Here is a 24073-nt window from a genome sequence, read left to right as displayed (position 1 = left end):
AGCCCTTCCAGCCTACGGGGCGACACCGACAGCCGGTCCCTCCCCCGTGCTCACGCGAGCGGGTTCGGGACGGTGCCGTGGACGGCCGCGTGCGGGCGTTCGGGCCGGTCGCGGTAGCCGTCCAGGTGGAGCCGGTTGCGGTTGAGACAGAGGCGCTCGATCCGCGGGACCAGGAGGTCGAACAGCTCGAAGCGTTCCTTCAGCTCGGGGAAGCGGGCCTGGTGGCGCAGGATCTCGGCGCGCAGCAGGGTCCAGAACTCCTCCTCCGGGAGATCCAGTTGCTCCTCGTACAGCGGGGCGAGGTAGCGGAAGACGCCGACGAAGAGCCCCGAATGGATGAACTGGGTGAGGAAGTCGGGCTCCTCGGTGAGCAGCACGGCCCGGACGTCGTCCGGCATGGTGGCGTGCTCGGGCAGCGGGTGGGCGCTGATGTTGACGTCGTCGACGAAGTCCTTGATCGCCAGGCGTACGGGCACGTCGTCCGTGTCGAAGACGACGATGGCGTTCTCGCCGTGCGGGGAGAAGACCGTGCCGTACTGGTAGAGGAAGTGCAGCAGCGGCGGCATCAGGGCGGCGAAGAGGCGCTGGAGCCAGGCGCGCGGGGCGAGCCCGGAGCGGCCGACGAGCTCGGCGACGAAGGCGCGCCCGTCGGGGTCGGTGTGCAGCAGGGCGGCCAGGGTCCGGGCGCGCTCGCCGGGCGGCAGCCGCAGGGGCTCGCGCCAGATCGCGCCGAGGAGCTCCTTGTACTGGTACGGCACCTCCGGCAGCCGGTCGTACAGCGGGTGCTCGACGGTGACGGAGGCGACCTCGCCGAGCAGGATCACCCCGCACTCCTCGCGCAGGAAGGGGTCCGTGTCGCGCAGGCCGTGCACCCAGGAGGTGACGGAGGGGGCGGCGAGGGTGCGTTCGGTGGGCAGGCCGCGCCAGACGAGGGTGTTGAGGACGGAGAGCGGGAGCTTGACCGTGTGGCGGTCGGGGCGGCTGGTGTTGAGGAAGGTGCGGACCGACTGCTGCGGCAGCCGCAGGTCGGGGTCCTCGGTGAGCGGTACGAGGGCCCCGGAGGCGATGGCGGGGGCGTACAGCGGGAGCAGGACCTCGTCCCACTGCCAGGGGTGGACGGGCAGCAGGAGGTAGCCGTCCGGGTCGAGGCCGCGGGCGCGCAGGGCGGCGTGGAAGCCCTCCCGGACCTCGGGGTCGAGCTCGCGCGCGTACAGCAGCTCGGGGGTGTCGAGGCCGGCGACGCCGCGGTAGGCGGCGATCCGGCTGCTGACCGCGATCCAGGGCAGCCGGGCGGGGCGGCGGGACTCGGGGGCCCAGCGGGCGGTGTCGGCGGCGGAGAAGCCGATGCGGCCCTTGTTGAGGACGAGCCAGGGGTGGCCGGTCTGGTGGCCTTCGAGCTCCGCGTAGCCGAGCTCGGCGAGCCGGGCGGCGGGCAGCGCGGTGTGGTCGAGCCGGGTGTCGGCGGCGAGGGTGGTGGTGAGCTCGCGGATGAGGTGTCCGAGGGTGGCGCCGTCGAGGTCGAGCAGGCGCCGGGCGCGGACGAGGAACTCCAGCGGGTCGCCGGCGGGGGCGCCGTCCACGGTGATCGAGCCCGGTGTGATCCGCCAGCCGTCGTAGGCGCCGCGGCGGGCGGTGAAGGCGAGCGTGCCGCCGTCGTCGAGGGTGAGGGTGTACGGGCGGGTCCGGCCGTCCTCGCCGCCGGGCCCGGCCGGTAGGGGTTCGATGACCTCCTCGTAGGCGAACTCGGCGAGGGCCTTGGCGAGCATCCGGGCCGAGGCGCGGGACCAGGCGGCCGGGTTCAGTTCGGGCGGCCCGCTGGGGGCCGGCGGGGTGGGCGGGGCGGAGTCGTGGGGTGCAGGGGACGGCGACACGGGGACTCCTCTGGGTGGGCACCGCTGCGGGTCGGGCGGTGGGTACGGGACGGGGGAAGCGGCTCGGGCGGTGGTGCTCAGGCGCCGGTCACAGGACCTGGCGGTGGGCACGGTCGCGGACCATTAACGCGGCGCGCTTCTCCGGAAGCTCGACCTCCGCGGACAGGCGGAAGCCGGCGCCGAGGAAGGCGGCGACGGAGGGGGTGTTGCGCAGGTCGGGCTCGGCGAGGACCCGGGTGCAGCGGGGCCGGTGGTCGAGGACGAGGTCGGCGACGGCGCGCAGCAGGCCCGTGCCGAGGCCCCGGCCTCGGTCGGCGACGCCGCCGATGAGCAGGTGGATCCCGGTGTCGTGGGGGCGCGCGGGATAGTGGCGGGCGAGCGGGTCGAGGTCGGCGCGGTAGATCTCGAAGTAGCTCATCGGGGTGCCGTCGAGGACGCCGAGGCAGGGCACGCTGCGGCCGTCGGCGTCGAGCTGGGCGCGGATGTGGGCGGCGGTGACCTCCGGGGCTCCGGCGAGCTCCCAGAAGGCGGCGACGGCGGGGTCGTTCATCCAGCGGGCGACGAGCGGCAGGTCCCGGTCGAGACGTACGGGGACGAGCCGGAAGGAGCCGAAGGGGGTGGCGGCGGGCCGCCAGTCGGCGACGGAGTCCAGCAGGTCGGCGTCGGCGGGCGGGTCCGGCGGGCCGGCGGCGAGGAGCGCGACGAACTCCTCGGTGAGCTGGAGGTCCAGGGTGTCGTCGGCGCCGGTGGGTCCGGGGCCGGGGTGCGCTTCGGTGGGAGGCACGGGGTGCTCTCCTCTCGGCGGGTCGGTGTCGGTGGTTTCCGTGGGGTGCGGGGGCCTGGGGTGGGCCCGGGCGGTGCGGAGGGGTGCGGCGGGCCCGGGACGGGTCAGGCGCGCAGCGGGTTGGTGACGGCGACGTAGACGGACTGGGTGTCGACGGGGCCGACCAGTTCGTCGAGGCCGTGCAGGCGGGTGAGCAGGTTGGCCTTGCAGCGCAGGGTCGCGGCCTCCAGGAGGCGGTGCGGCAGCGGGGACCCGAGGCCGGTCGAGGCGGTGAGGAACTGGCGCAGGGCGGCGAGCAGGACGCGCTCGTCGGCGAGGTGCTGGGCGCCGAAGGCGCCGATGAGGCCGAGGATGTTGTTGATGCCGAGGTAGTAGGCGAAGCGCTCGTCGGTGACCTGGTCGGAGACGAAGGTGTCGCTGGTCGCGCCGATGCCGGGCAGGCGGCTCTCCAGCTCGTCGCGGCGGGACTCGCGGAAGTAGTAGCCCTGGTTGTCGCGGTAGCGGCCGCCGGCGGGCCAGCCCTCGGGGTCGAGCAGGACCAGGGTGTTCTGCTGGTGGGCCTCCAGGGCGACACCGGCGTGGCCGTCGAGCCAGAGGACGGGGCGGACGACCAGGTCGAGGTAGCGCAGGAACCATTCGGTGGCGACGGCCGTGGTGGGGCGGCCGGTGCGGGCGGCGAGCCGGACGACGACCTCGGCGAGCCGCGAGCTCATCCGGGGCGAGCCGGGGCCGGGCCGGGGAGAGGTGAGGGCGGCGAGGCAGACGGCGTCGTCGCCGGCGGCGAAGGGGTTGTGCCGGATCATCACGTCGAGCCCGGGGACGGGCTCGCCCCCGGGGGTGTCGACGGCGAGCCAGGCGGGGTCGCGGACGATGTCGAAGCCGGGGTGGGCGGCCTGCCACTCGTCGACGAGTCCGGTGCGCAGCAGCCGGTGCACCTCGACGCCCCGGTGGAGCTCCTTGCGCAGGTTCTCGCGGCGGGAGTTGGTGATCCGTACGCCGAGGGAGAGCTTGAGCATGGCGCGGGCGCCGGGGCGGTGCACGGTGCGGACCGAGGAGGTGGGGTGCCAGGGGGCGCCGTGCGGGCCGAGGTCGTGGAGCAGGCCCGCGTCGAGGAGGGCGGCGACGGCGGGGCGGTGCCTCAGCTCGCGGGCCTGCCAGGGGTGCAGGGGCAGGGCGGCGGTGCCGTCGGGGAGGTCGAGGCCCTCGGCGAGGGCGGCGGTGAGCTGGGGGGCGGCGACGGGTCGGCCCTGTTCGGTCCAGGCGGAGTCGGTGGCGAGGACGCGGGGGTCGACGGCCATCCAGTGGAGCCGGAAGGAACCGTGGGTCTCGGGCGAGTAGCGGCGGGACTCGCTGTCGGAGAGGCCCTCGCGGCTCTTGGGGGTGGGGTGCAGAGGGTGGCCGAGGAGGAGGGACTGCTCGGCGGTGAGGAAGAGGTCGGCGCCGGGTCCGGGGAGCGGTTCGCGGCGCCGGAGAGCGATGAACTCGGCGGTGCGGCGGGCGGAGTCGGCGACGCGGCCGACGAGTTCGGTGCCTTCGGGGCGGCCGGTCTCGCGGCTGAGCAGGGCGGCGAGGGTGACGGCGTCGACGGTCGGCGCGGTGGCGGGGAGCCCTTCGAGGGCGGGGGCACCGAAGCGGTGCCAGCCGGTGGGCGACCAGTAGCGGACGGGGACGACGAGGACGGTGCCGGAGGAGACGAGGGGGATGCGGAGGGTGCCGACGGTGCCGGGTCCGCCGCCGACGCCGGGTCCGCTCCCCGCGCCGGTGCCGGCGCCGGACCCGGGCCCCTTGAGGTCCTTCTCGCGTACCCAGCAGCGGAGCAGGTTCTCGACGGCGGCCTGGTCGGCGGCGCGGTGGGGGTCGGGGTCGTCCAGGGGGTCCGGGCCGCCGGCGGGGGTGGTGGGCCGGGCCGGGCCGGTGGGGGCGGCGATGACCGCCGCCGTCAGTGCCCCGGTGTGGGCCCCGGTGGCCGGGCCCGGGTACTGGCGGGGCACGGTGGGCTCGGCGGTGAGCGGGGCGCAGGCGGCGCCGGCGGATTCGTGGGCGGGAGTGGGATTCACGGGGGCTTCCTTGGGAGGCGGGCCGGGGAATGCGGCCGGGCGGGTGCGGTCCGGGCGGGTCCGGGGGCGGGGCGCGGCCCGGACGCGGCGGGGGCCCGGTGTCAGCGGGGCGGCCCCGTGGGGCGGGCCCGGTGGGCACGTTCGGCGGCGGCGAGGGCGTCGGCGAAGCGGTCGAGGACGGCGGCCGCCTGCTCGTCGGTGAGGGTGAGCGGGGGCAGCAGCCGGACGACGGCGTTGTGCCGGCCGCCGAGTTCGACGATGAGGCCGCGGTCCAGGCACTGGCGCTGGACGGCGGTGGCGAGGACGGGGTCCGGCGGCGGGGCGGTGTCGGTGTCCGGGGCCTCGGGGTCGACCAGCTCGACGCCGATCATCAGGCCCCGGCCCCGGACGTCGCCGACGCAGGGGTGGGCGGCGGCGAGGCCCTGGAGCTGCCCGAGCAGCCGGGCGCCGAGGACGCCGGCGCGGGCGGCGAGCCCGTTCTCCCGGACGTACGCGAGGGTGGCGGCGCCCGCGGCCATGGCGAGCTGGTTGCCTCGGAAGGTGCCGGCGTGGGCGCCGGGCTCCCAGGCGTCGAGCTCGGAGCGGTAGACGACGACGGCGAGCGGGAGGGAGCCGCCGATGGCCTTGGAGAGGACCATCACGTCGGGGACGACGCCGCTGTGCTCGACGGCCCAGAAGGTGCCGGTGCGGCCGACGCCGGTCTGCACCTCGTCGGCGATCAGCGGGATGCCCCGGGCTGCGGTGAGCTCCCGCATCCGGCGCAGCCAGCTGTCGGGGGCGGGGATGACGCCGCCTTCGCCCTGGACGGGTTCGAGGATCATCCCGGCGGGGGTGGGGACGCCGCTCTTGGGGTCGTCGAGGGCGGTCTCGGTCCAGCGGGCGGCCAGTTCGGCGCCGCGTTCGCCGCCGATGCCGAAGGGGCAGCGGTAGTCCTGCGGGTAGGGCAGCCGGGCCACGCGGACGTCGGTGGCGCCGCCGGAGACGTCGAGGGCGCCGGCGGTCATGCCGTGGTAGGCGCCGCTGAAGGCGAGGACGCCGCCGCGGCCGGTGGCGGTGCGGACGAGCTTGAGGGCGGCTTCGACGGCGTCGGTGCCGGCCGGGCCGCAGAACTGGACGCGGGCGTCGTCGGCGAGTCCGGCCGGCAGGGTGGCGAAGAGCTCGGTGGTGAAGGCGTCCTTGACGGGTGTGGCGAGGTCCAGGACGTGCAGCGGGGCGCCGGAGTCGAGGACCTTGCGGATGGCTTCGAGGACGACGGGGTGGTTGTGGCCGAGCGCCAGGGTCCCGGCGCCGGAGAGGCAGTCCAGGTAGCGGCGTCCGTCGGCGCCCTCGATGGTGATGCCCCGGGCCCGTACGGGGACGATCGGCAGCGAGCGCGCGTAGGTGCGGGCAGCCGACTCCCGCTGGGCCTGGCGGCGCAGGATGCCCTGGGCGGCCCCTTCACCGGCCGGACGCGGCTCGCCGGGGGGCGCGTCCCGGGGGCCGGGACGGTGCGCGTCCCCGGCCGCGTCCCGGTGGGCGTCGCAGGTCCGCTCGGCCGGCGTCACGGCCGGAGCTGGTTCGGTCACGGCCACGGCTCGCTGTCCTCCCGCTGTCACGTTCGCGTTGCACATCGGTACGTTGCGGTGCCACCCGAAGAGGTGTCCCGGACAACGTCGTTGTGTCCCCCGTCCGTACCAACGACGGGGCCTGCCGGGGATCACGGGCGGAGGCCGAGAACCTTGGCGTGTCCCGGATCACGCCCGGGCAAAGGCCGTTGGCGGGCGGAACCGCGGACCTGCGTCGTGCCGTCCCCTCCGGCACCGGCATAGTGGGGGCTTCACCCGGCGCGGCCGTCCGTGCCGGGACGGTTCACTGATGCACAAGTTGACGTAGTCCCAGGGGGATCACGAGATGCGATCGATTCGTCCGCTGCTGGTTGCGGCATCCGCCGTCGCGGCGCTGACGCTGACGGCGACGGCCTGCGGTCCGACGGAGGACAACGCGGGGGGTGACAAGCCCAGCGCCACCGCGACGCCGAGCCCGGACGGGAAGCTCACGATCCCGGACGACCTGAAGCAGCGCCTGAAGGACCACGGGATCGACGTGGACCGGTGGCGGAACGGCGAGTGGAAGAACTGGGACAAGGACAAGTGGCTGCGTGAGGCCAAGGACTTCGTCAACCCGATCATCGAGGACCTCTGGGACCCGGACCGGATGCGGGACGCCGAGCGGCCCGACAAGCCGGTGAAGGAGGAGGACCTCTCCGGCGACAAGGGCGTCACCGACCCGACGCCGGTCCCGGTGCGGGCGGCCTCGGTGCCGGCGCCGTACCACTCGTCCTCGCCCGCCTCCGGGAAGGTCTTCTTCGACGGGCCCGAGGGCTCGATGGTCTGCTCGGCCACGGTGGTCCAGGACCCGGCGCACCCGGGCAAGTCCAACATGGTCTGGACGGCGGGCCACTGCGTGCACGCGGGCAAGAAGGGCGGCTGGTACCGCAACATCGCCTTCGTGCCCTCGTACAACGACGCCGGGAAGCCGACCGCCGAGCTGGAGAAGGCGCCGCGCGAGGAGATCGCGCCGTACGGCGTGTGGTGGAGCGACTGGGCGAAGACCTCCGACCAGTGGATCGCGCAGGGCGGGCAGACCGGCGGCCAGGGCGCCCCGTACGACTTCGCCGTGCTGCACGTGACGCCGGAGAAGGGCGGGACGGGCAAGTCGCTGGAGGAGACGGTCGGTTCGGCGCTCCCGGTGGAGTTCAACGCCCCGGCGGTGCCGAAGATCGCGAAGATGACGGCGACCGGTTTCCCGGCGGGCCCGCCCTATGACGGGCAGCGGATGTTCCGGTGCCAGGACAAGCCGGGCCGGCTCTCGGTGAAGACGGACCAGCCGACGATGTACCGGATCGGCTGCTCCATGACCGGCGGCTCCTCCGGCGGCGGCTGGGTGGCCACCGGCCGGGACGGCAAGCCCGCGCTGGTGTCGAACACCTCGATCGGCCCGGTGACGGCGGGCTGGCTGGCCGGGCCGCGCCTCGGTGCCGAGGCCAAGGCGGTCTACGCGGGCGTCAGCGCGAAGTACGCGAACCGCTGACCCGGCGGTCCGGAGGGCGGGACCCCGTCGGGTCCCGCCCTCCGCGCCGGGCATACTGTGCACCGCTAGTGACGCGTCCATGGCAATCCCGGGCGGGCGATCCCGCCCCGGCGGCCGGTTCCGGACCACGGTCCGCGAGCGGCCCGGCGGCCGGACGCGCGAACAACCCAGGGGGACAGACACTTCATGCGTTCCATACGACTCCTGCCCGGCCTCACGGCCCTGGCGGCGGCGCTCGCGCTGACCGCCACGGCCTGCGGCCCGACGGAGACCCCGGCGGCCGACAAGCCCGCCGACACGCCCTCGGCCTCCAGCGCGCCCGCCTCGGACGGCTCCGGCGCGGACCTCGTCGACGACATCGCCGGCAAGCTGAAGAAGCACGGCGTCGACCTCGACAAGTGGAAGAACGGCGACTGGAAGAACTGGGACCAGGACACCTGGCTCCGCGAGGCCCAGGACTTCGTCAACCCGGTGATCGACGGCCTCTGGGACCCGGCCCGGATGCAGTCCGCCAAGAGCCCCGACCCGACGATCACCGCGCAGGCGGGCAGCTCCGGCAGCGACCCGGTGCCGCGTCCGGTGACGGCCCAGCGCGAGAAGACCCCGTACCACCGCAACGCGGCCCCGGTCGGCAAGATCTTCTTCGACTCGCCGCAGGGCTCGATGGTCTGCTCCGGCACGATCGTCAAGGACCCGCGCCACCCGGGCAAGTCCAACCTGGTGTGGACGGCCGGCCACTGCGTGCACGCGGGCAAGAAGGGCGGCTGGTACCGCAACATCACCTTCGTGCCGGCCTTCAACGACCTCGGCAAGTCCCCGGCGGCGCTGCGCAACGCGCAGCCGCAGGAGATCTACCCGTACGGGCAGTACTGGGCCGACTGGGCCGTGACCTCGGGCGAGTGGATCAAGAGCGGCGGCACCAACCAGGCCTGGCCGTACGACTACGCCGTGCTGCACGTCCAGCCGGAGCGGGGCCGCAAGTCGCTGGAGGAGACCGTGGGCGTGGCCCTGCCGGTCGACTTCTCCGCGCCGTCCGCCGCGCAGGCCGGCACCCTCGGCGCCTGGGGCTACCCGGCGGCGCCCCCGTACAACGGCATGATCATGCACAAGTGCCTGGACCGCGGCACCCGCCTCACCACGGCCCCGGCCACGCCGACGATGTACCGCATCGGCTGCACCATGACCGGCGGCTCCTCCGGCGGCGGCTGGTTCCGGGTGCTGCCCAACGGCACCACGGCGCTGGTGTCGAACACCTCGATCGGCCCGGCCGGCGGCAACGGCTGGCTGGCCGGACCGCAGCTCGGCAAGGGCGCCAAGGCGGCCCACGAGATGGTCAGCAAGAAGTTCGCCCGCTGACCCGGACCCACCCACGCGAAAGCGCCGGCCGCCTCCCGGAGGGGAGACGGCCGGCGCTTTCGCCGGTCCGAGGCGCCCGTCGGCGCCCGCGTCAGTGCGCGGCCGGGACGTACGGCGCGAGCAGCGCCGCCAGCTCCTCGTGCACCCGCGCCTTGAGCAGGGTGCCCTCCGCGGTGTGCTCCTCGGAGAGGACCTCGCCCTCGGCGTGCACCCGCGAGACCAGACCGCCCTCGGTGTACGGCACCAGGACCTCGATCTCGACCTGCGGGCGCGGCAGCTCGGACTCCAGGAGCGCCAGCAGCTCCTCCATGCCCTCGCCCGAGCGGGCGGAGACGGCGATGGAGTGCTTCTCCACCCGGAGCAGGCGCTGGAGGACGAGCGGGTCGGCCGCGTCCGCCTTGTTGATGACGACGATCTCCGGCACGTTCACCGCGCCGACGTCGCGGAAGACCTCGCGGACCGCCGCCAGCTGCTCCTCCGGCGCCGGGTGCGAGCCGTCCACCACGTGCAGGATGAGGTCGGAGTCGCCGACCTCCTCCATGGTGGAGCGGAAGGCCTCGACCAGGTGGTGGGGCAGGTGCCGGACGAAGCCCACCGTGTCGGCCAGGGTGTAGACCCGGCCGGTGGGCGTCTCGGCCCGGCGCACGGTCGGGTCGAGGGTGGCGAACAGCGCGTTCTCCACCAGGACGCCCGCGCCCGTGAGGCGGTTGAGCAGCGAGGACTTGCCCGCGTTGGTGTAACCGGCGATGGCGACCGACGGGATCTTGTTCCGCCGGCGCTCCTGGCGCTTGATGTCGCGGCCGGTCTTCATCTCCGCGATCTCCCGGCGCATCTTCGCCATCTTCTCGCGGATCCGGCGCCGGTCCGTCTCGATCTTGGTCTCACCGGGGCCTCGGGTGGCCATGCCGCCACCGCCGCCGCCACCCATCTGACGGGAGAGCGACTGACCCCAGCCGCGCAGCCTCGGCAGCATGTACTGCATCTGCGCGAGCGCGACCTGCGCCTTGCCCTCCCGGGACTTGGCGTGCTGGGCGAAGATGTCGAGGATGAGGGCGGTCCGGTCGACCACCTTCACCTTGACGACGTCTTCGAGGGCGATCAGCTGGCCGGGGCTGAGCTCACCGTCGCAGACGACGGTGTCGGCACCGGTCTCCAGCACGATGTCCCGCAGTTCCCGGGCCTTGCCGGAGCCGATGAAGGTGGCCGGGTCCGGCTTGTCGCGGCGCTGGATGACGCCGTCGAGCACCAGGGCACCGGCCGTCTCGGCGAGCGCGGCGAGCTCCGCCAGGGAGTTCTCCGCGTCCTGCACCGTCCCCGAGGTCCACACACCGACCAGCACGACGCGCTCCAGGCGCAGCTGGCGGTACTCGACCTCGGTGACGTCCTCGAGCTCGGTGGAGAGGCCGGCCACGCGGCGCAGGGCCGCGCGCTCGGAGCGGTCGAACTGGTCGCCGTCCCGCTCCCCGTCGATCTCGTGGCTCCAGGCGACGTCCTCTTCCATCAGGGCATCGGCCCGAAGGCTCTCGGTGCGGCTGGTCTCCGCGAAGCGCTGCTCGTCCTGGGAAGAAGATGAAGAGGAGGTCATTGGATCCTTACGTCGAAGAGGAAGTGGTCACGGAAAAATCCGTCACGGCAGTCACAACGCGTGACGTCCGGGAAGAATTCCCGGGGCCCGGCCGCGCCGCCGACCAGAAGATGGTGACATGACCGCACCGGGCCCGTCATCCCGGTTTCAGGCCCGGGGCGCCCGGCTCTTCCAGTCCGGGTGGCCCGGCATCGGCGGGGTCTTCTCGGCGTACAGCCAGTCGGCGAAGAAGCGCTTCAGGTCGCGGCCCGAGATCCGCTCGGCGAGCGCGGTGAAGTCGGCGGTGCCGGGCGTGCCGTCCCGGTTCCCGTCCACCCAGGCGCGCTCCAGCCGCTGGAAGGCGTCGGTGCCGATCTCGTGGCGCAGCGCGTACAGGGCGAGGGCGGCTCCGTCGTAGACGACGGGGCGGAAGAGGCTGATCTTCTCGCCGGGCTCCGGCGGCTTGGGCGCGGCGGGCGGGCCGCCGTCCGCGCGCCACTGGTCGGAGGCCCCGTAGGCGGCCTTCATGCGCCGCTCCAGGGTGGGCCCGCCCTTCCCCTCGGCGTACAGCGCCTCGTACCAGGTGGCATGGCCCTCGTTGAGCCAGAGGTCGGACCAGACGCGGGGCGAGACGCTGTCGCCGAACCACTGGTGGGAGAGCTCGTGGACCATGATCGAGTCGACGTACCACTCGGGGTAGCCGGGCTCGGTGAAGAGGCCGCGCTCGAAGAGGGAGAGGGTCTGGGTCTCCAGCTCGAAGCCGGTGTCGGCGTCGGCGATCAGCACCCCGTAGGTCTCGAAGGGGTACGTGCCGAGCCGGCTCTCCAGCCACTCCAGGTGGCCGGGGGTGCGCCGCAGCCAGGGCTCCAGGAGCTCGCGGTCGGCGGTGCGCACGACGTCCCGGAGCCTGAGGCCGTGCGGGCCCTCGCGGTGCACGACGGTGGAGTCGCCGATGGAGACCTGGGCGAGCTCGGTGGCCATGGGGTGGGCGGTGCGGTACGTCCAGGTGGTGGTGGCGCCGTTGTCCACGCGGCTCTCGGGGAGCCCGTTGGCGACGGCGGTCAGCCCGCTGGGGGCGGTGATCCGGAAGGTGAAGAAGGCCTTGTCGGAGGGGTGGTCGTTGGACGGGAAGACCCGGTGGGCGGCGTCGGCCTGGTTGGCCATGGCGAGGCCGTCGCCGGTGCGGACCCAGCCGCCGCTGTCGGCGGGCCCGCGCGGGTCGCTGGTGTGCGTGACGTCGATCTCGACGGCCTCCCCGCGCGCGACCGGGCGCGCGGGGGTGATCACCAGGTCCTCGCCGACGGTCTCGTAGGCGGCGGGCTCGCCCTCGACGGTGACGGCGGAGACGGTGCCGTGGGTGAAGTCGAGGTTGATCCGGTCCAGGTCGTCGGTGGCGAGGGCCTGGACGCGGGTGAGGCCCGCGAGGGGCTCGGTGTTGCGGCCGGGGTAGGTGAGGGAGATGTCGTACGACAGGACGTCGTAGCCGGGGTTGCCGAGCGTCGGGAAGAGCGGGTCCCCGATGCCGAGCGGCGCGGCCGGGGGCAGCGCGGCGGCGACGAGCCCGGCGGAGAGGGCGACGAGGACGGCGGAGCGCAGCACGCGCGCGCGGGGCGAGGGATGGCGGCGGGTACGGGTGGGGAGCGGCATGGGCTACCGCTACCAGGACGCGGGCCGCTCCTTCGGGCGGCGCGCGCGCCCGCCACCCGAAGGGGTCAGGGCCGCGGTGACGCGGGGTGCCGGGCGCGGCTGACGTCGTAGACGCCGGGGACGTCCCGCATGGCCCGCATGAGGGCGGGCAGCCCGGCGGCGTCCGGGAGTTGGAGAGTGTAGGTGTGCCGGACCCGCTGCTCGCTGGGGGGTTCGACGGTGGCGGCGACGACGGCGGCGCCCTCCGTGGCGATGGCCTCGGTGAGGTCGGCGAGCAGCCGGGGGCGGCCGAAGGACTCGGCGACCAGGGTGACCCGGCAGGCGTCGGTGTCGCCCCAGTCGACGGTGACGGGGCTGCGGCCGAGCCGCCGCATGGCGTCGGCGGAGGCGCAGCCGGTGCGGTGGACGGTGACGGCGCCGCCGCGCACGACGAAGCCGGTGATCTCGTCGGGCGGTACGGGGGTGCAGCAGCCGGCGGGCCGGACGGCGGGGGTCTCGGTGCCGGGCAGCTCGGCGCGCAGCCGGGCGCCGGAGCGCCGGTCGGCGGTGACACCGGCGGCGGGGCGGGGGGCGGCGGCGGGGATCTTGGCGGCCTCGGGGTGGGCCTGGAGCCAGCCGGTGATGGCGATCCGGGCGGCGGGGGTGCGGGCGTGGTCGAGCCACTGCGGGGAGGGCCCGGAGGCGGTGTCCTGGGCGAGCAGCGGCTGGACGGTGTCGCCGTCGGCGAGGACGGTGCTCAGGGGCGCGAGCCTGCCGTTGACCCGCGCGCCGAGGCAGCTGTGGGCGGCCTCGCCGTACTGGGCGTAGGCGGCGTCGACGCAGGTGGCGCCCGGCGGCAGGCTGATGGCGCCGGGCGCGCCGCCGTCGGCGCGGTAGACGGTGATCTCCTGGTCCTGGGCGAGGTCGGCGCGCAGCGAGGTCCAGAAGGTGTCGGCGTCGGGGGCGGACTGCTGCCAGTCGAGGAGCCGGGAGAGCCAGCCGGGGCGGGTGGGGTCGACGCGCTCGCCGTCCTCGCCGGGCTGTTCGGCGGTGGCGTCCTGGCCGCTGTACGGGTTGCCGAGGGCGACCACGCCCGCCTCGGCGACCTTGTGCATCCGGTGGGTGCGGATGAGGACTTCGGCGACGGCGCCGTCGGGCGCGGCGACGGCGGTGTGCAGCGACTGGTAGAGGTTGAACTTGGGGGCCGCGATGAAGTCCTTGAACTCGGAGACCACCGGGGTGAAGCAGGTGTGCAGCTCACCGAGGACCGCGTAGCAGTCGGCGTCCTCGGAGACGAGGACGAGGAGCCGGCCGAAGTCGCTGCCGCGCAGTTCGCCGCGCTTGAGGCGGACCCGGTGGACGGAGACGAAGTGGCGCGGCCGGACGAGCACTTCGGCGCCGACACCGGCCTCGCGCAGCAGCCCGGAGACCTGTTCGGCGATGGCGCCGAGGGTGTCGTCGGCGCCGCTGTTCCCGGCGATCAGGGCGCGGGTGGCCTCGTACTCCTCGGGGTGGAGGATGGCGAAGACCAGGTCCTCCAGCTCGCTCTTGAGGGCCTGGACGCCGAGGCGTTCGGCGAGCGGGATGAGGACGTCCCGGGTGACCTTGGCGATGCGGACCTGTTTCTCGGGGCGCATCACGCCGAGGGTGCGCATGTTGTGCAGACGGTCGGCGAGCTTGATGGACATGACCCGGACGTCGTTGCCGGTGGAGACGAGCATCTTGCGGAAGGTCTCGGGCTCGGCCGCCGCCCCGTAGTCGACCTTCTCCAGCTTGGTGACGCCGTCCACGAGGTAGGCGACCTCGTCGCCGAACTCGCGGCGCACCTGATCGAGGGTCACCTCGGTGTCCTCGACGGTGTCGTGGAGGAGGGCGGCGGTCAGGGTGGTGGTCTCGGCGCCGAGTTCGGCGAGGATCAGGGTGACCGCGAGCGGGTGGGTGATGTACGGCTCGCCGCTCTTGCGGAACTGGCCCCGGTGCGAGGACTCGGCGAGGACGTACGCCCGGCGCAGCACGGCCAGGTCGGCTTCGGGGTGGTGGGCGCGGTGCGCCTCGGCGACGTGCCCGATGGCGTCCGGCAGCCGGTCGCGCACGGCGGGTCCGGCGGTCGCGCCGAGGAGCGCGGCGCGGCCGAGCCGGCGCAGGTCGATCCTCGGGCGGCCGCGTCTGCGGCCGGGAGCGTCGGGCCCGGTGGCCTCGCTCACGGGGTTGGTGGCCTCTGCGCTCATGGGCACCTCCGGCGGCATGGACCGGCGGAGGGCCGGGGCGGGGTGTGCCCGGCGGGCCGGTGCTTGATGCTACCGACCCCACCACGTGGCGCAGTCCCGCTCTCGCCGAGCGTGAACCGGATCACCCATTCGAGGGACGAATCAGTCGGTGCCGGTTTCGATTCGGGGCGCGAGCCACGCCGGGTCCACGGTGCCCTCGGCGACGATCACGGCGGGCCCGGTCATCTCGATCTCGCCGTCGGGGTGCTCGGTGATCACGAGGGTGCCGCCGAGGACGTCCACGGTGTACGTGACGGGGGTGCCGGTGCGGGCGGGGTCGGCGCCGTCGCGGCGGGCGGCGGCGACGGCCACGGCGCAGGCGCCGGTGCCGCAGGAGCGGGTCTCGGCGGCGCCGCGCTCGTGGACGCGCATGGCGACGTGGCGGGGGCCCCGGTCGGCGACGAACTCGATGTTGACGCCGTGCGGGTAGACGGCGGCGGGCTCGTACGGCGGCTCGTCGTACAGGGTCCCCGCGTGGTCGAGGGAGTCGACGAAGGCGACCGCGTGGGGGTTGCCCATGTCGACGTTGCGGGCGGGCCAGCTGCGCTCGCCGACGGTGACGGTGACGCCGTCCTCGGGGAGCACGGCGCGGCCCATGCGGACGGTGACGGAGCCGTCCTTGTCGAGGTGGACGCGCTTGACGCCGCCGCGGGTGGCGACGGCGACCTCGCCGGCGGTGACGAGCCCGGCGTGCTCCAGGTAGCGGGCGAAGACCCGGACGCCGTTGCCACACATCTCGGCGACGGAGCCGTCCGCGTTGCGGTAGTCCATGAACCACTCGGCCTCGTCGGCCAGGTGCCGCGCGTCGGGGTGGGCGGCGCTGCGCACCACGTGCAGCACGCCGTCGCCGCCGATCCCGGCCCGCCGGTCGCACAGCCGGGCGACGAGGGCGGGCGGCAGGTCCACGGCGTTGTCCGCGTCGGGGACGATCACGAAGTCGTTCTCGGTGCCGTGGCCCTTGAGGAAGGCGAGGGGCGAGGTCTGCGCGCTGGTCACGGGATCAACTGTACGGGTCGCCGCCGACAGCGGCCGGGACGGTCCAGGGGGCGGGACCAGGAGGCCGGTCTCGGCGGAGGCCAGGGCCAGGAGGCCGGGGGATCGGCGGAGACCGGGGCCAGGAGGCGGGGGGATCGGCGGAGACCGGGCCAGGTGATCGGGATCAGGGGACCGGGGCCAGGTGATCGGGATCAGAGGACCGGGATCAGGGGACCGGAATCAGCGGAGGCGGGCGACGCGCCAGACGGCCAGGGCGACCAGGAGGGCGCTCAGCGAGACGTACAGCGCGAGGGCGCGCCAGTTCGGCCGCTCGCCGGAGCCTCGGGCGGGCAGGCCCGGCCAGGTGTAGCCGACCCGGCGGGCGGCCATCATGCCCCAGCCGGCCGCGCAGGAGCTGATGAGCAGTCCGAGCATGGCGACGACGGCGCCGCCGTCGCCCGAGCCGAAGGCGAGCGGGAAGGCGAACATGAGCGAGCCGACGGCGGCGAGTCCGACGATCGGGGCGAGCTGCCAGATCCTCAGGCGGCGCTGCGGGCGCAGTTCCACCTCGACCTCCGCCGCGTCCACCTGTACGGCGCTGCCTTCGGCCTGGTCGGGCCCGTCCGGGGTCAGACCGGCCGCCCCACCGGGGGTTTCCCCCCGGACGGCGGCCTGCTCTTCCGTGTCGCGAGGGCCGGCCTCCATCGCCACGCGCCCTCCCAACTCGGACTCCACTTGGTCGATCGATGCTCGATGATGGCACGGCCTCACCCCCCGGAATGACGGGCATGACGTCCCGATGCCATCACGTGATCAGGCTGTAACCGCTCGTTCGACCAACGTCAGCGCCCGACCCGGGAGTTCTCCCCGGTCCGCGAGGGCGCCGCTCAGCCAGTGGACGCGCGGATCGCGCCGGAACCAGGAGTCCTGGCGGCGGGCGAAGCGCTTGGTGGTGCGCACGGTGTCCGCGCGCGCCTCGTCCTCGGTGCACTCCCCCGCGAGCGCCGCGAGCACCTGCTGGTAGCCGAGCGCGCGGGCGGCCGTACGGCCCTCGCGCAGGCCCAGCGCCTCCAGCGCCCGCACCTCGTCGACCAGCCCGGCTTCCCACATGCGGTCCACGCGCGTGGTGATCCGCTCGTCGAGTTCGGGGCGGCCGACGTCCACGCCGATCTGCACGGTGTCGTAGACGGACTCGTGGCCGGGCAGGTTGGCCGTGAAGGGCTTTCCGGTGATCTCGATGACCTCCAGGGCGCGCACGATGCGGCGTCCGTTTCCGGCCAGGATGGCGTGGGCGGCCTCCGGGTCGGCGGCGGCGAGCCGGGCGTGCAGCACGCCGGAGCCGCGCTCCTCCAGTTCGGCTTCCAGGCGGGCCCGGACCTCCGGGTCGGTGCCGGGGAACTCCATCACGTCGAGGGCGCCGCGCACGTAGAGGCCGGAGCCGCCGACGAGGATCGGGACGCGGCCCTCGGCGAGCAGCCGGTCGATCTCCGCGCGGGCCAGCCGCTGGTACTCGGCGACGCTGGCGGCCTCGGTCACGTCCCAGATGTCGAGGAGGTGGTGCGGGACGCCGTCGCGCTCCTCCAGCGTCAGTTTGGCGGTGCCGATGTCCATCCCCCGGTAGAGCTGCATCGAGTCGGCGTTGACGACCTCGCCGCCCAGCTGCTGGGCGAGGTAGACGCCCAGATCGGACTTGCCGGCCGCTGTGGGACCGACGACGGCGATGACCCGCGGGGCGGGAGGTGCGCTTCTCACCGCACCAGTCTCGCAAACCCCGGGGCGCGTCCCCGAACGAGCGACGTGACGGGCCCCACCGGGCTTCGTTGCTGTTGCGGGATTCCGACCCTGAGTAGGCTAGGGAGCAGATATGGGCGTTTTCGCGATGTTTCGACGCAAGGGCACCAAGGACGCCGAGGTCACGGAGGTCACGGACACCGCCGGGCCGGCGGCCGTGACCGAGGAGCCGCAGGCGGAGGCGGCGGACGGCGGCGACGAGGCCGCCGGGCCCGCCGCGCCGGAGGCGGCCGAGGCGAAGGCCGAGGCCGTCGAGATCCCGAAGCAGCAGTCGGCCGAGGCGGCCGCGGACAACGGGGCCGGCGAAGGCGCCCGGAAGTAAACACGGACCAGTACGGACCGGCACGACCGGCACGGACACGGGCCCTCGGGGGTCCGTCGGAGGGAGGGTGACCCCATGGGTCTCCTGGATTCACTGAAGGCCAAGCTCGCCCCGGCGAAGGACAAGGTCACGGACCTCGCGCAGCAGCACGGGGACAAGGTGGAGCAGGGCCTGGACAAGGCCGCGAAGATGGTCGACGAGAAGACCAAGGGCAAGTACAGCGACAAGATCGAGACGGGCACCGGGAAGGCCAAGGAGGCCATCGAGAAGCTCGCCCACAAGGACGGGCCGGACGGCGGTCAGGGCGGCACGACCCCGCCGCCGGCCGCCTGACGCGGACCCCGGTCCCTTCGTACGGACACGGCCTTCGTACGAGCACGGCGGACGGCCTTCGTACGAGCACGGCGGACGGCCGCGGAGCAGCACGCTCCGCGGCCGTCCGCCGTCGTACGTCAGGGGGGGGTGCCCGCGCGGGCTCAGCTCCAGGCGGCGACCGCGTAGCCGACGCCGTAGGGGGCGTCCTCGTAGAACAGCCGGCCCTCCAGGCCCGCGCCCTCGGCGGCGCCCGCGAGCACCTGCCAGGGGGCCCGGCCGGAGACCTTGAGCGCGCGGGCCAGGTCCGGGTCCAGGGCGAGCAGGGCGGCCGGGTCGGCCGTGCCGAGCGCGTGGGCGGCCCCGGCGTCGAAGCCCTCGGCGCGCTCGTCGTGGTAGCCGGGCGCCTTCACGGTGCGGCAGGCGCTGCCGTCACCCATCACGAGCAGGGCGACGCGCTCGGCCGAGGCGCCCAGCTCCCGGCCCGTGGCGGCGCACCGCGCGGGCTCCGCGTCCTCCGCGACGCCGAGCCCCTCGACGGGCGCGTCGGCCCAGCCGGTGTGCTCCAGGAGCCAGCCGGCGACCGCCAGCGAGGCGGGCAGCGGGCGCTCGCCGCCGGGCCCGGAGCCGAGCCGTACGGTCAGGTCGACGCCGAAGCCGGCGAAGGACCCGGCCGCCCCGCCGGGGTGGACGCCCCGGGCGCCCTCCCCCGCGGGGCCGACGACGACGAGCCGGTCGGGGCGGGCGGCGGCGAGCACCGAGAGCGCGTCGGAGCAGGCCGTCCGCGCGTCGTCGAGCTCGGCCGCCGCACCGGCCGCGACGGCGGGCACGAGCAGCGGGGGGCAGGGGCACACGGCGGCGGCGACAAGCATGATCCGCAGCCTACTGTGCGGGGCGCCCGTCCTCGGGAGACCGCCCCGGACCGTCCGCGGTCCCGGCGACCCAGGCGGCCGCGTCCTGGCCCTCGGGCGCGTCCGGCCCGTCGGCGGAGTCGTACAGCAGCTCCGCGACGGTCAGGGTGATCTCCAGGCGGGTCACGGCGCCCTGGAGCACCAGCAGGTGGCTCTCGCCGTCCGGCAGGCGGAACACCTCGCGGCGCTTCTCCCGGCGCGGCCTGCGGTACCACCGCGCGGCCTCGACGAGCGCCTGCCGGGCGTCGTCCCGGGTGCCGGTCACCCGGGACACCACCTCGGTGACGTACCCCTCGTTGCGGCCGAACTGGGCGATGACGGCCCACCGTCCCATGGTGCCCCCTCTGCTCGTGGCCCGGTCGCCTGGCGGCCCGGTCCTCAGTGGCTTCCGCAGGCCGGCGCGTCGGCGACGGGCAGCGGCTCCGGGACGCCGATCTTCGGCAGCCCCAGCAGCACGCCGGCCGGCTTGGCGGCGGCCTCGGCGTTGCGCTTCTCCCAGGCGTCGCCCGCGCGGGTGCGCCGGACGCCGGTGGTCGGACCTTCGGCGAGGAGGTGGTGCGGGGCGGCGTAGGTGATCTCGACGGTCACCACGTCGCCCGGGCGCACGTCCTCGTCCGGCTTGGTGAAGTGGACGAGCCGGTTGTCGGGGGCGCGGCCGGAGAGCCGGTGGGTCTCGCCGTCCTTGCGGCCCTCGCCCTCCGCGACCATGACCTCCAGGGTGCGGCCGACCTGCTTCTTGTTCTCCTCCCAGGAGATCTCCTCCTGGAGGGCGACCAGGCGCATGTAGCGGTCCTGGACGACCTCCTTGGGGATCTGCCCCTCCATGGTGGCCGCGGGGGTGCCGGGGCGCTTGGAGTACTGGAAGGTGAAGGCGTTCGCGAAGCGGGCCTCGCGGACGGCGTGCATGGTCTGCTCGAAGTCCTCCTCGGTCTCGCCGGGGAAGCCCACGATGATGTCGGTGGAGATGGCGGCGTGCGGGATCGCGGCGCGCACCTTCTCGATGATCCCGAGGAAGCGCTCCTGGCGGTACGAGCGGCGCATCGCCTTCAGGACCGTGTCGGAGCCGGACTGCATCGGCATGTGCAGCTGCGGCATCACGTTCGGGGTCTCGGCCATGGCGGCGATGACGTCGTCGGTGAAGTCGCGGGGGTGCGGCGAGGTGAAGCGGACCCGCTCCAGGCCCTCGATGTCGCCGCAGGCCCGCAGCAGCTTGCTGAAGGCCTCGCGGTCTCCCAGGTCGGAGCCGTACGCGTTCACGTTCTGGCCGAGCAGGGTGATCTCGGAGACGCCCTCGGCGACCAGCGCCTCGATCTCGGCGAGGATGTCGCCGGGGCGGCGGTCCTCCTCCTTGCCACGCAGCGCGGGGACGATGCAGAAGGTGCACGTGTTGTTGCAGCCGACGGAGATCGAGACCCAGGCGGCGTACGCGGACTCGCGACGAGTCGGCAGCGTGGAGGGGAAGGCCTCCAGCGACTCGGCGATCTCGACCTGCGCCTCCTCCTGGACGCGGGCGCGCTCCAGGAGGACGGGCAGCTTGCCGATGTTGTGCGTGCCGAAGACCACGTCGACCCAGGGGGCCTTCTTGACGATGGTGTCGCGGTCCTTCTGCGCCAGGCAGCCGCCGACGGCGATCTGCATGCCGGGACGCCCGGCCTTGCGCGGGGCGAGCCGGCCGAGGTTGCCGTAGAGCTTGTTGTCGGCGTTCTCGCGGACCGCGCAGGTGTTGAAGACCACGACGTCGGCGTCGCCGTCGGCGTCCGCCGGGGCCTTGACGTAACCCGCCTCCTCCAGGAGGCCGGAGAGCCGCTCGGAGTCGTGGACGTTCATCTGGCACCCGTAGGTGCGTACTTCGTAGGTGCGCGTCACGCCCGCCTCGGCCACTGCTCCGGTCCCGTCTTTGCTGCTGGTCACCTCACAAGGGTAAGGGGGCCCCGGGACTGTCCGGCTACCTCGGGCCGCCGCTCGCCTCGACCAGGGCCGTGAGCTGCGCGGCAAGCCCTCCGGCGGCCGGGCGGACGGCGCCCGCGAAGGCCGCGGAACCGACCGTGAAGGCGTCGGCGCCCGCCTCGGCGAGCGCGTGCACCTGGGCCGGGGTGGACAGCGAGCCGGCCACGACGAGCCGGCCCTTCGTGGCCGCGCGGGCGGCGCGGACCAGGTCGAGCGGGTCGGCCTCGGTGGCCCGGTGGGCGAGCAGGTCGACCCCGGCGCAGCCCGCGGCCTCGGCGCGGCGGCAGTCGGCGGCGATACGGGCGGGGGAACCGGCCAGCCGGGTGGGATGGCCCTGGGGCTCGCCCGCGAAGGGCAGGTAGCGGACGGGGCCGCCGTCGAGCAGGGCGAGGGTCTCCTCGATCCAGACCCCGCCCATCAGCCAGTCGACGCCGAGGTCGGCGGCCGCTCGTACGGAGTCGAGGGCCTGGGCGCGGCCGGTGGCGACGACCTCCAGGTGGCTGGTGGCGCCGAGCTCCCTGATCTGCTCGTGCAGGCGGGCCAGGGTGGCCGGGTCCACGCCGACGTCCTTGAAGCCGATGTGGGTGATGCCGAGGTCGCGGACGGAGTCCAGGACGTGGAGGCAGTCGGTGACGGTCCGGTCGGCGCGGGTGAGCATGAAGATGAAGTCCATGGGGTCCCCCTCAGGAATGGGCGGCGGGATCGGCCGGGGCGTCCGCGCGGGCCTCGGCACGGGCCCCGGCGAGGGCGTCCGCGCGGTCGGCCAGTGCGGCGGCGTGGCGCAGGGCGGTGAGCAGGCTGGTGGGGTCGGCGGTCCCGGTGCCCGCCAGGTCGAACGCGGTGCCGTGGTCGACGCTGGTGCGGACGAACGGCAGGCCGAGGGTGATGTTCACGCCGTGCTCCAGGCCCAGGTACTTCACCGGGATCAGGCCCTGGTCGTGGTACTGCGCCACGACGACGTCGAACTCCCCCGCGCGGGCCCGCATGAACACGGTGTCCGCGGGGTGCGGCCCGCTGGCGTCGATGCCCTCGGCGCGGGCGGCGCGCACGGCGGGCGCGATGACGTCGAGGTCCTCGCGGCCGAAGAGGCCGTTCTCCCCGGCGTGCGGGTTGAGTCCCGCCACGGCGATCCGGGCGCCGGGCCCGAGGGCCTGGCGGGCGAGCCGGATGATGTCCAGCTCGCGCGCGGGCGTGAGGGCGTCGATGGCGTCGCGCAGCGACTGGTGGACGGTGACGAGGACGGTCCGCAGCTCGTCGTTGGCCAGCATCATGGCGTACCGCTCGGTCCCGGAGAGCTCGGCCAGGATCTCGGTGTGGCCGGGGTAGGGCAGTCCGGCGAGGCCGAGGGCCTCCTTGTTGATCGGCGCGGTCGTGATCGCGCGCACCTCTCCGGCGAGCGCGAGCTCGATCGCCCGGCGCACGTACGCGAAGGAGGCGGCGCCCGCGCGGGCGTCCACGGTGCCGAGAGCGGGCTCGTCCGGGAGGGCGGGGCCGTCGGGGAGGACGGGGAGCACGGGGAGGAGGCGGGGGGCGGCGGGGCGGTCGGGGGCGATGGGGCGGTCGGGGGCACTGGGGTTGCCGGGGGCACTGGGGCCTCCGGGACCACCGGACCTCGCGCGGTCGGCGGGGCCGCCGAGGCCGCCAGGGCCACCGGGGCCACCGAGGCCACCAGGGCTGCCAGGGCTGCCAGGGCTGCCGAGGCCGCCAGGGCCACCGAGGCCACCGAGGCCGCCAGGGCCACCGGATCCTGCGCAGTCGCCGGGACCGCCGAAGCCGCCGGGGCCGCCAGGGCCCGGGTCGAGGGCGGCGGCCTCGGCGGCGCTCGCGACCGGGTGGACGGTCAGCGGGACGCCGGTGACGCGGCAGGCGCGGGCGAGGACGGCGGGGTCGCCGATGACGACGACCGGGGCGGGGCGCCCGGGGTCGGCGAAGGCCCTGACGGTGATCTCGGGCCCGATGCCGTGCGGGTCGCCCATGGTGAGGGCGATCGGGCGGGGGCCGGGGCGGCTCACCGCTCCTCGCCTCCCCCGGCCAGCAGCGCGCAGAGGCGGACGAGGGCGCCGTCGTCGCCGAAGCCGCCCGCCTTGACGAGGACGGGGAGGCGGGGGGCGGCGGGTCCGTACAGGGTGCCGCGGGCGATGCCCGGTTCGGGTTCGTCCCGCAGCTCGACGCCGGTGGCGCCGAGGACGCCGAGGACGGCGGCGGCGGTCTCGCCGCCGGTGAGCACGAGTCCGTCGGCCAGGCCCTCGGCGACCGCCCCGGCCGCCGAGGCGGCGAGACGGCGGATCAGCTCGGCCGGATCGGCGCCCCGCGCGTCGGGGGTGTGCAGCGCGAGCAGGGGCGCCGTCGCGCCGCGCAGGGCGGCGAGCGCCTCGGCCGGGTCCTCGGCGACCGCTCCGGCCGCGCCCGCGCGCTCGTACAGCGCGGCGAGCTGGCGCCGGCTGGCGGGGTTGGCGCTGCCGACGACGGCCAGCGGGCGGTGGACGGGCGGCGCCGCGGGGAGGGCGGCGGTACGGGAAGGAGCGCGGCCGTGGCGGCGGGCCAGCGCGGCGGCGAGGCCCGGGGAGCCGACCCACAGCACCTCCTCGGGCCGGGGCACGGCGGCGACGAGCGCGTCGAGCTCCGCGTCCGTGGCCGCCGAGCACGTGAACACCCCGTCCCCGGCGAGGAGTCCGAGCCGGCCGGCGTCGACGGCGACGGCCTCGGGCAGCAGCGCGGCGAGCTCGGCGGTGCGGACCGGGTGGGCCGGGTCGCGGGCGAACTCGCTCTCGTCGACCCGTACCCCCCGGACGTACTGGACGCCGCCGACCGTCGTGCGCCCCTCGGCGGGGAAGGCGGGGGCGAGGACGGCCGCGCGGCGGCCCGAGCCGGCGAGGGCGGCGCGGAGTTCGGCGGCGACATGGCCGCGCAGCGTCGAGTCGACCGTCTTGAGCAGCAGGTCGGCGCCCGCGTACGCGACGGCCGCCGCTCGCGTCCGGGCGACCGCCTCGGGCTCGGCGAGCAGCCGGGTGCCCAGGTCGACGGCGGTGACGCCGGGGTCCGGGGTCCCGGCGCCGGGCGCGGGCGGCGCGAAGAGGACCAGGGCCGGGTGGCCCGCCCGCCGGAAGGGGACGGCGCCGTCGGCGGCGCTGGTGAGGTCGTCGGCGAGGACGACGAGGGTGGACGGCTCCATCGGGTGGCATTGCCCCTCGGCTCGGGTTCCGTGACACGATCAACACTGG

The 24073-nt window shown here is 74.9% G+C and carries 20 protein-coding genes; 4 read left to right on the top strand and 16 right to left on the bottom strand.

Going from position 1 to position 24073, the window contains the following annotated elements:
* Window positions 1-50: 50 nt before the first annotated feature.
* The 4 genes from ACZ6J5_RS15140 to ACZ6J5_RS15125 all read right to left on the bottom strand — a co-directional run bounded on the left by ACZ6J5_RS15140 (window position 51) and on the right by ACZ6J5_RS15125 (window position 6283).
* Entirely contained in the window at window positions 51-1871 is a 1821-nt protein-coding gene (locus ACZ6J5_RS15140; protein WP_469391483.1) for an IucA/IucC family protein, read from the bottom strand.
* A gap of 88 nt (window positions 1872-1959) precedes the next feature.
* Window positions 1960-2655 (bottom strand): GNAT family N-acetyltransferase, encoded by a 696-nt coding sequence (locus ACZ6J5_RS15135; RefSeq protein WP_469391481.1) that lies wholly within the window; start codon window positions 2653-2655, stop codon window positions 1960-1962.
* Window positions 2656-2759: 104 nt separating this feature from the next.
* Entirely contained in the window at window positions 2760-4712 is a 1953-nt protein-coding gene (locus ACZ6J5_RS15130; RefSeq protein WP_469391479.1) for an IucA/IucC family protein, read from the bottom strand.
* 101 nt (window positions 4713-4813) lie between these two features.
* On the bottom strand, window positions 4814-6283 hold the full coding sequence (locus ACZ6J5_RS15125; protein WP_469391477.1) for a diaminobutyrate--2-oxoglutarate transaminase family protein: 1470 nt from the start codon (window positions 6281-6283) through the stop codon (window positions 4814-4816).
* A 319-nt stretch (window positions 6284-6602) separates the two neighbouring features.
* Between ACZ6J5_RS15125 and ACZ6J5_RS15120 the strand changes: the two genes are divergently transcribed.
* On the top strand, window positions 6603-7781 hold the full coding sequence (locus ACZ6J5_RS15120; protein WP_469391475.1) for a trypsin-like serine peptidase: 1179 nt from the start codon (window positions 6603-6605) through the stop codon (window positions 7779-7781).
* 186 nt (window positions 7782-7967) lie between these two features.
* Window positions 7968-9137 (top strand): trypsin-like serine peptidase, encoded by a 1170-nt coding sequence (locus tag ACZ6J5_RS15115; RefSeq protein WP_469391473.1) that lies wholly within the window; start codon window positions 7968-7970, stop codon window positions 9135-9137.
* A gap of 91 nt (window positions 9138-9228) precedes the next feature.
* Here ACZ6J5_RS15115 and hflX read toward each other — a convergent pair whose 3' ends face one another.
* From hflX to miaA, 6 genes are all read right to left on the bottom strand, one after another.
* Window positions 9229-10722 carry a GTPase HflX gene (gene hflX / locus ACZ6J5_RS15110; protein WP_469391471.1) on the bottom strand — a complete coding sequence of 498 codons (1494 nt, stop codon included), beginning with the start codon at window positions 10720-10722 and terminating at the stop codon, window positions 9229-9231.
* 147 nt (window positions 10723-10869) lie between these two features.
* Window positions 10870-12348, bottom strand: a complete 1479-nt coding sequence (locus ACZ6J5_RS15105; protein WP_469391469.1) for a M1 family metallopeptidase — start codon at window positions 12346-12348, stop codon at window positions 10870-10872.
* Window positions 12349-12413: 65 nt separating this feature from the next.
* Window positions 12414-14555, bottom strand: coding sequence for a RelA/SpoT family protein (locus tag ACZ6J5_RS15100; RefSeq protein ID WP_469391467.1), 2142 nt, complete (start codon window positions 14553-14555; stop codon window positions 12414-12416).
* A gap of 141 nt (window positions 14556-14696) precedes the next feature.
* On the bottom strand, window positions 14697-15590 hold the full coding sequence (gene dapF / locus ACZ6J5_RS15095; protein ID WP_469391465.1) for a diaminopimelate epimerase: 894 nt from the start codon (window positions 15588-15590) through the stop codon (window positions 14697-14699).
* A 219-nt stretch (window positions 15591-15809) separates the two neighbouring features.
* A complete protein-coding gene (locus ACZ6J5_RS15090) occupies window positions 15810-16274 on the bottom strand; it encodes a hypothetical protein (RefSeq protein WP_469391463.1) in 465 nt (154 codons plus the stop codon).
* Between the two features lie 108 nt (window positions 16275-16382).
* On the bottom strand, window positions 16383-17321 hold the full coding sequence (gene miaA / locus ACZ6J5_RS15085; protein WP_469391462.1) for a tRNA (adenosine(37)-N6)-dimethylallyltransferase MiaA: 939 nt from the start codon (window positions 17319-17321) through the stop codon (window positions 16383-16385).
* Between the two features lie 112 nt (window positions 17322-17433).
* On the opposite strand from miaA, the gene ACZ6J5_RS15080 reads away from it, so the two are divergent.
* Entirely contained in the window at window positions 17434-17682 is a 249-nt protein-coding gene (locus ACZ6J5_RS15080) for a hypothetical protein (RefSeq protein ID WP_469391460.1), read from the top strand.
* A gap of 75 nt (window positions 17683-17757) precedes the next feature.
* Window positions 17758-18015, top strand: a complete 258-nt coding sequence (locus tag ACZ6J5_RS15075) for an antitoxin (RefSeq protein WP_469391458.1) — start codon at window positions 17758-17760, stop codon at window positions 18013-18015.
* Window positions 18016-18158: 143 nt separating this feature from the next.
* On the opposite strand, the gene ACZ6J5_RS15070 is transcribed toward ACZ6J5_RS15075, so the two are convergent.
* Genes ACZ6J5_RS15070 through ACZ6J5_RS15045 form a run of 6 tightly spaced genes read right to left on the bottom strand, consistent with a single transcriptional unit; the run spans window position 18159 to window position 24024 of the window.
* A complete protein-coding gene (locus ACZ6J5_RS15070) occupies window positions 18159-18866 on the bottom strand; it encodes a class III extradiol dioxygenase subunit B-like domain-containing protein (RefSeq protein WP_469391456.1) in 708 nt (235 codons plus the stop codon).
* Between the two features lie 10 nt (window positions 18867-18876).
* Entirely contained in the window at window positions 18877-19239 is a 363-nt protein-coding gene (locus ACZ6J5_RS15065; RefSeq protein WP_469391454.1) for a hypothetical protein, read from the bottom strand.
* Window positions 19240-19283: 44 nt separating this feature from the next.
* Entirely contained in the window at window positions 19284-20816 is a 1533-nt protein-coding gene (gene miaB, locus ACZ6J5_RS15060) for a tRNA (N6-isopentenyl adenosine(37)-C2)-methylthiotransferase MiaB (RefSeq protein WP_469391453.1), read from the bottom strand.
* Window positions 20817-20850: 34 nt separating this feature from the next.
* On the bottom strand, window positions 20851-21525 hold the full coding sequence (locus ACZ6J5_RS15055) for a HisA/HisF-related TIM barrel protein (RefSeq protein ID WP_469391451.1): 675 nt from the start codon (window positions 21523-21525) through the stop codon (window positions 20851-20853).
* 10 nt (window positions 21526-21535) lie between these two features.
* Window positions 21536-22864, bottom strand: coding sequence for a 4-hydroxythreonine-4-phosphate dehydrogenase PdxA (pdxA, locus tag ACZ6J5_RS15050; RefSeq protein ID WP_469391450.1), 1329 nt, complete (start codon window positions 22862-22864; stop codon window positions 21536-21538).
* Window positions 22861-24024: a four-carbon acid sugar kinase family protein gene (locus ACZ6J5_RS15045; protein WP_469391448.1), complete on the bottom strand. Its 1164-nt coding sequence runs from the start codon at window positions 24022-24024 to the stop codon at window positions 22861-22863. The genes pdxA and ACZ6J5_RS15045 overlap by 4 nt, the downstream gene beginning before the upstream one ends.
* Between the last annotated feature and the right edge of the window lie 49 nt (window positions 24025-24073).

The organism is Streptomyces sp. NPDC042100 (genome assembly GCF_055582325.1).
This window is presented reverse-complemented; position numbering and strand designations above follow the sequence as displayed.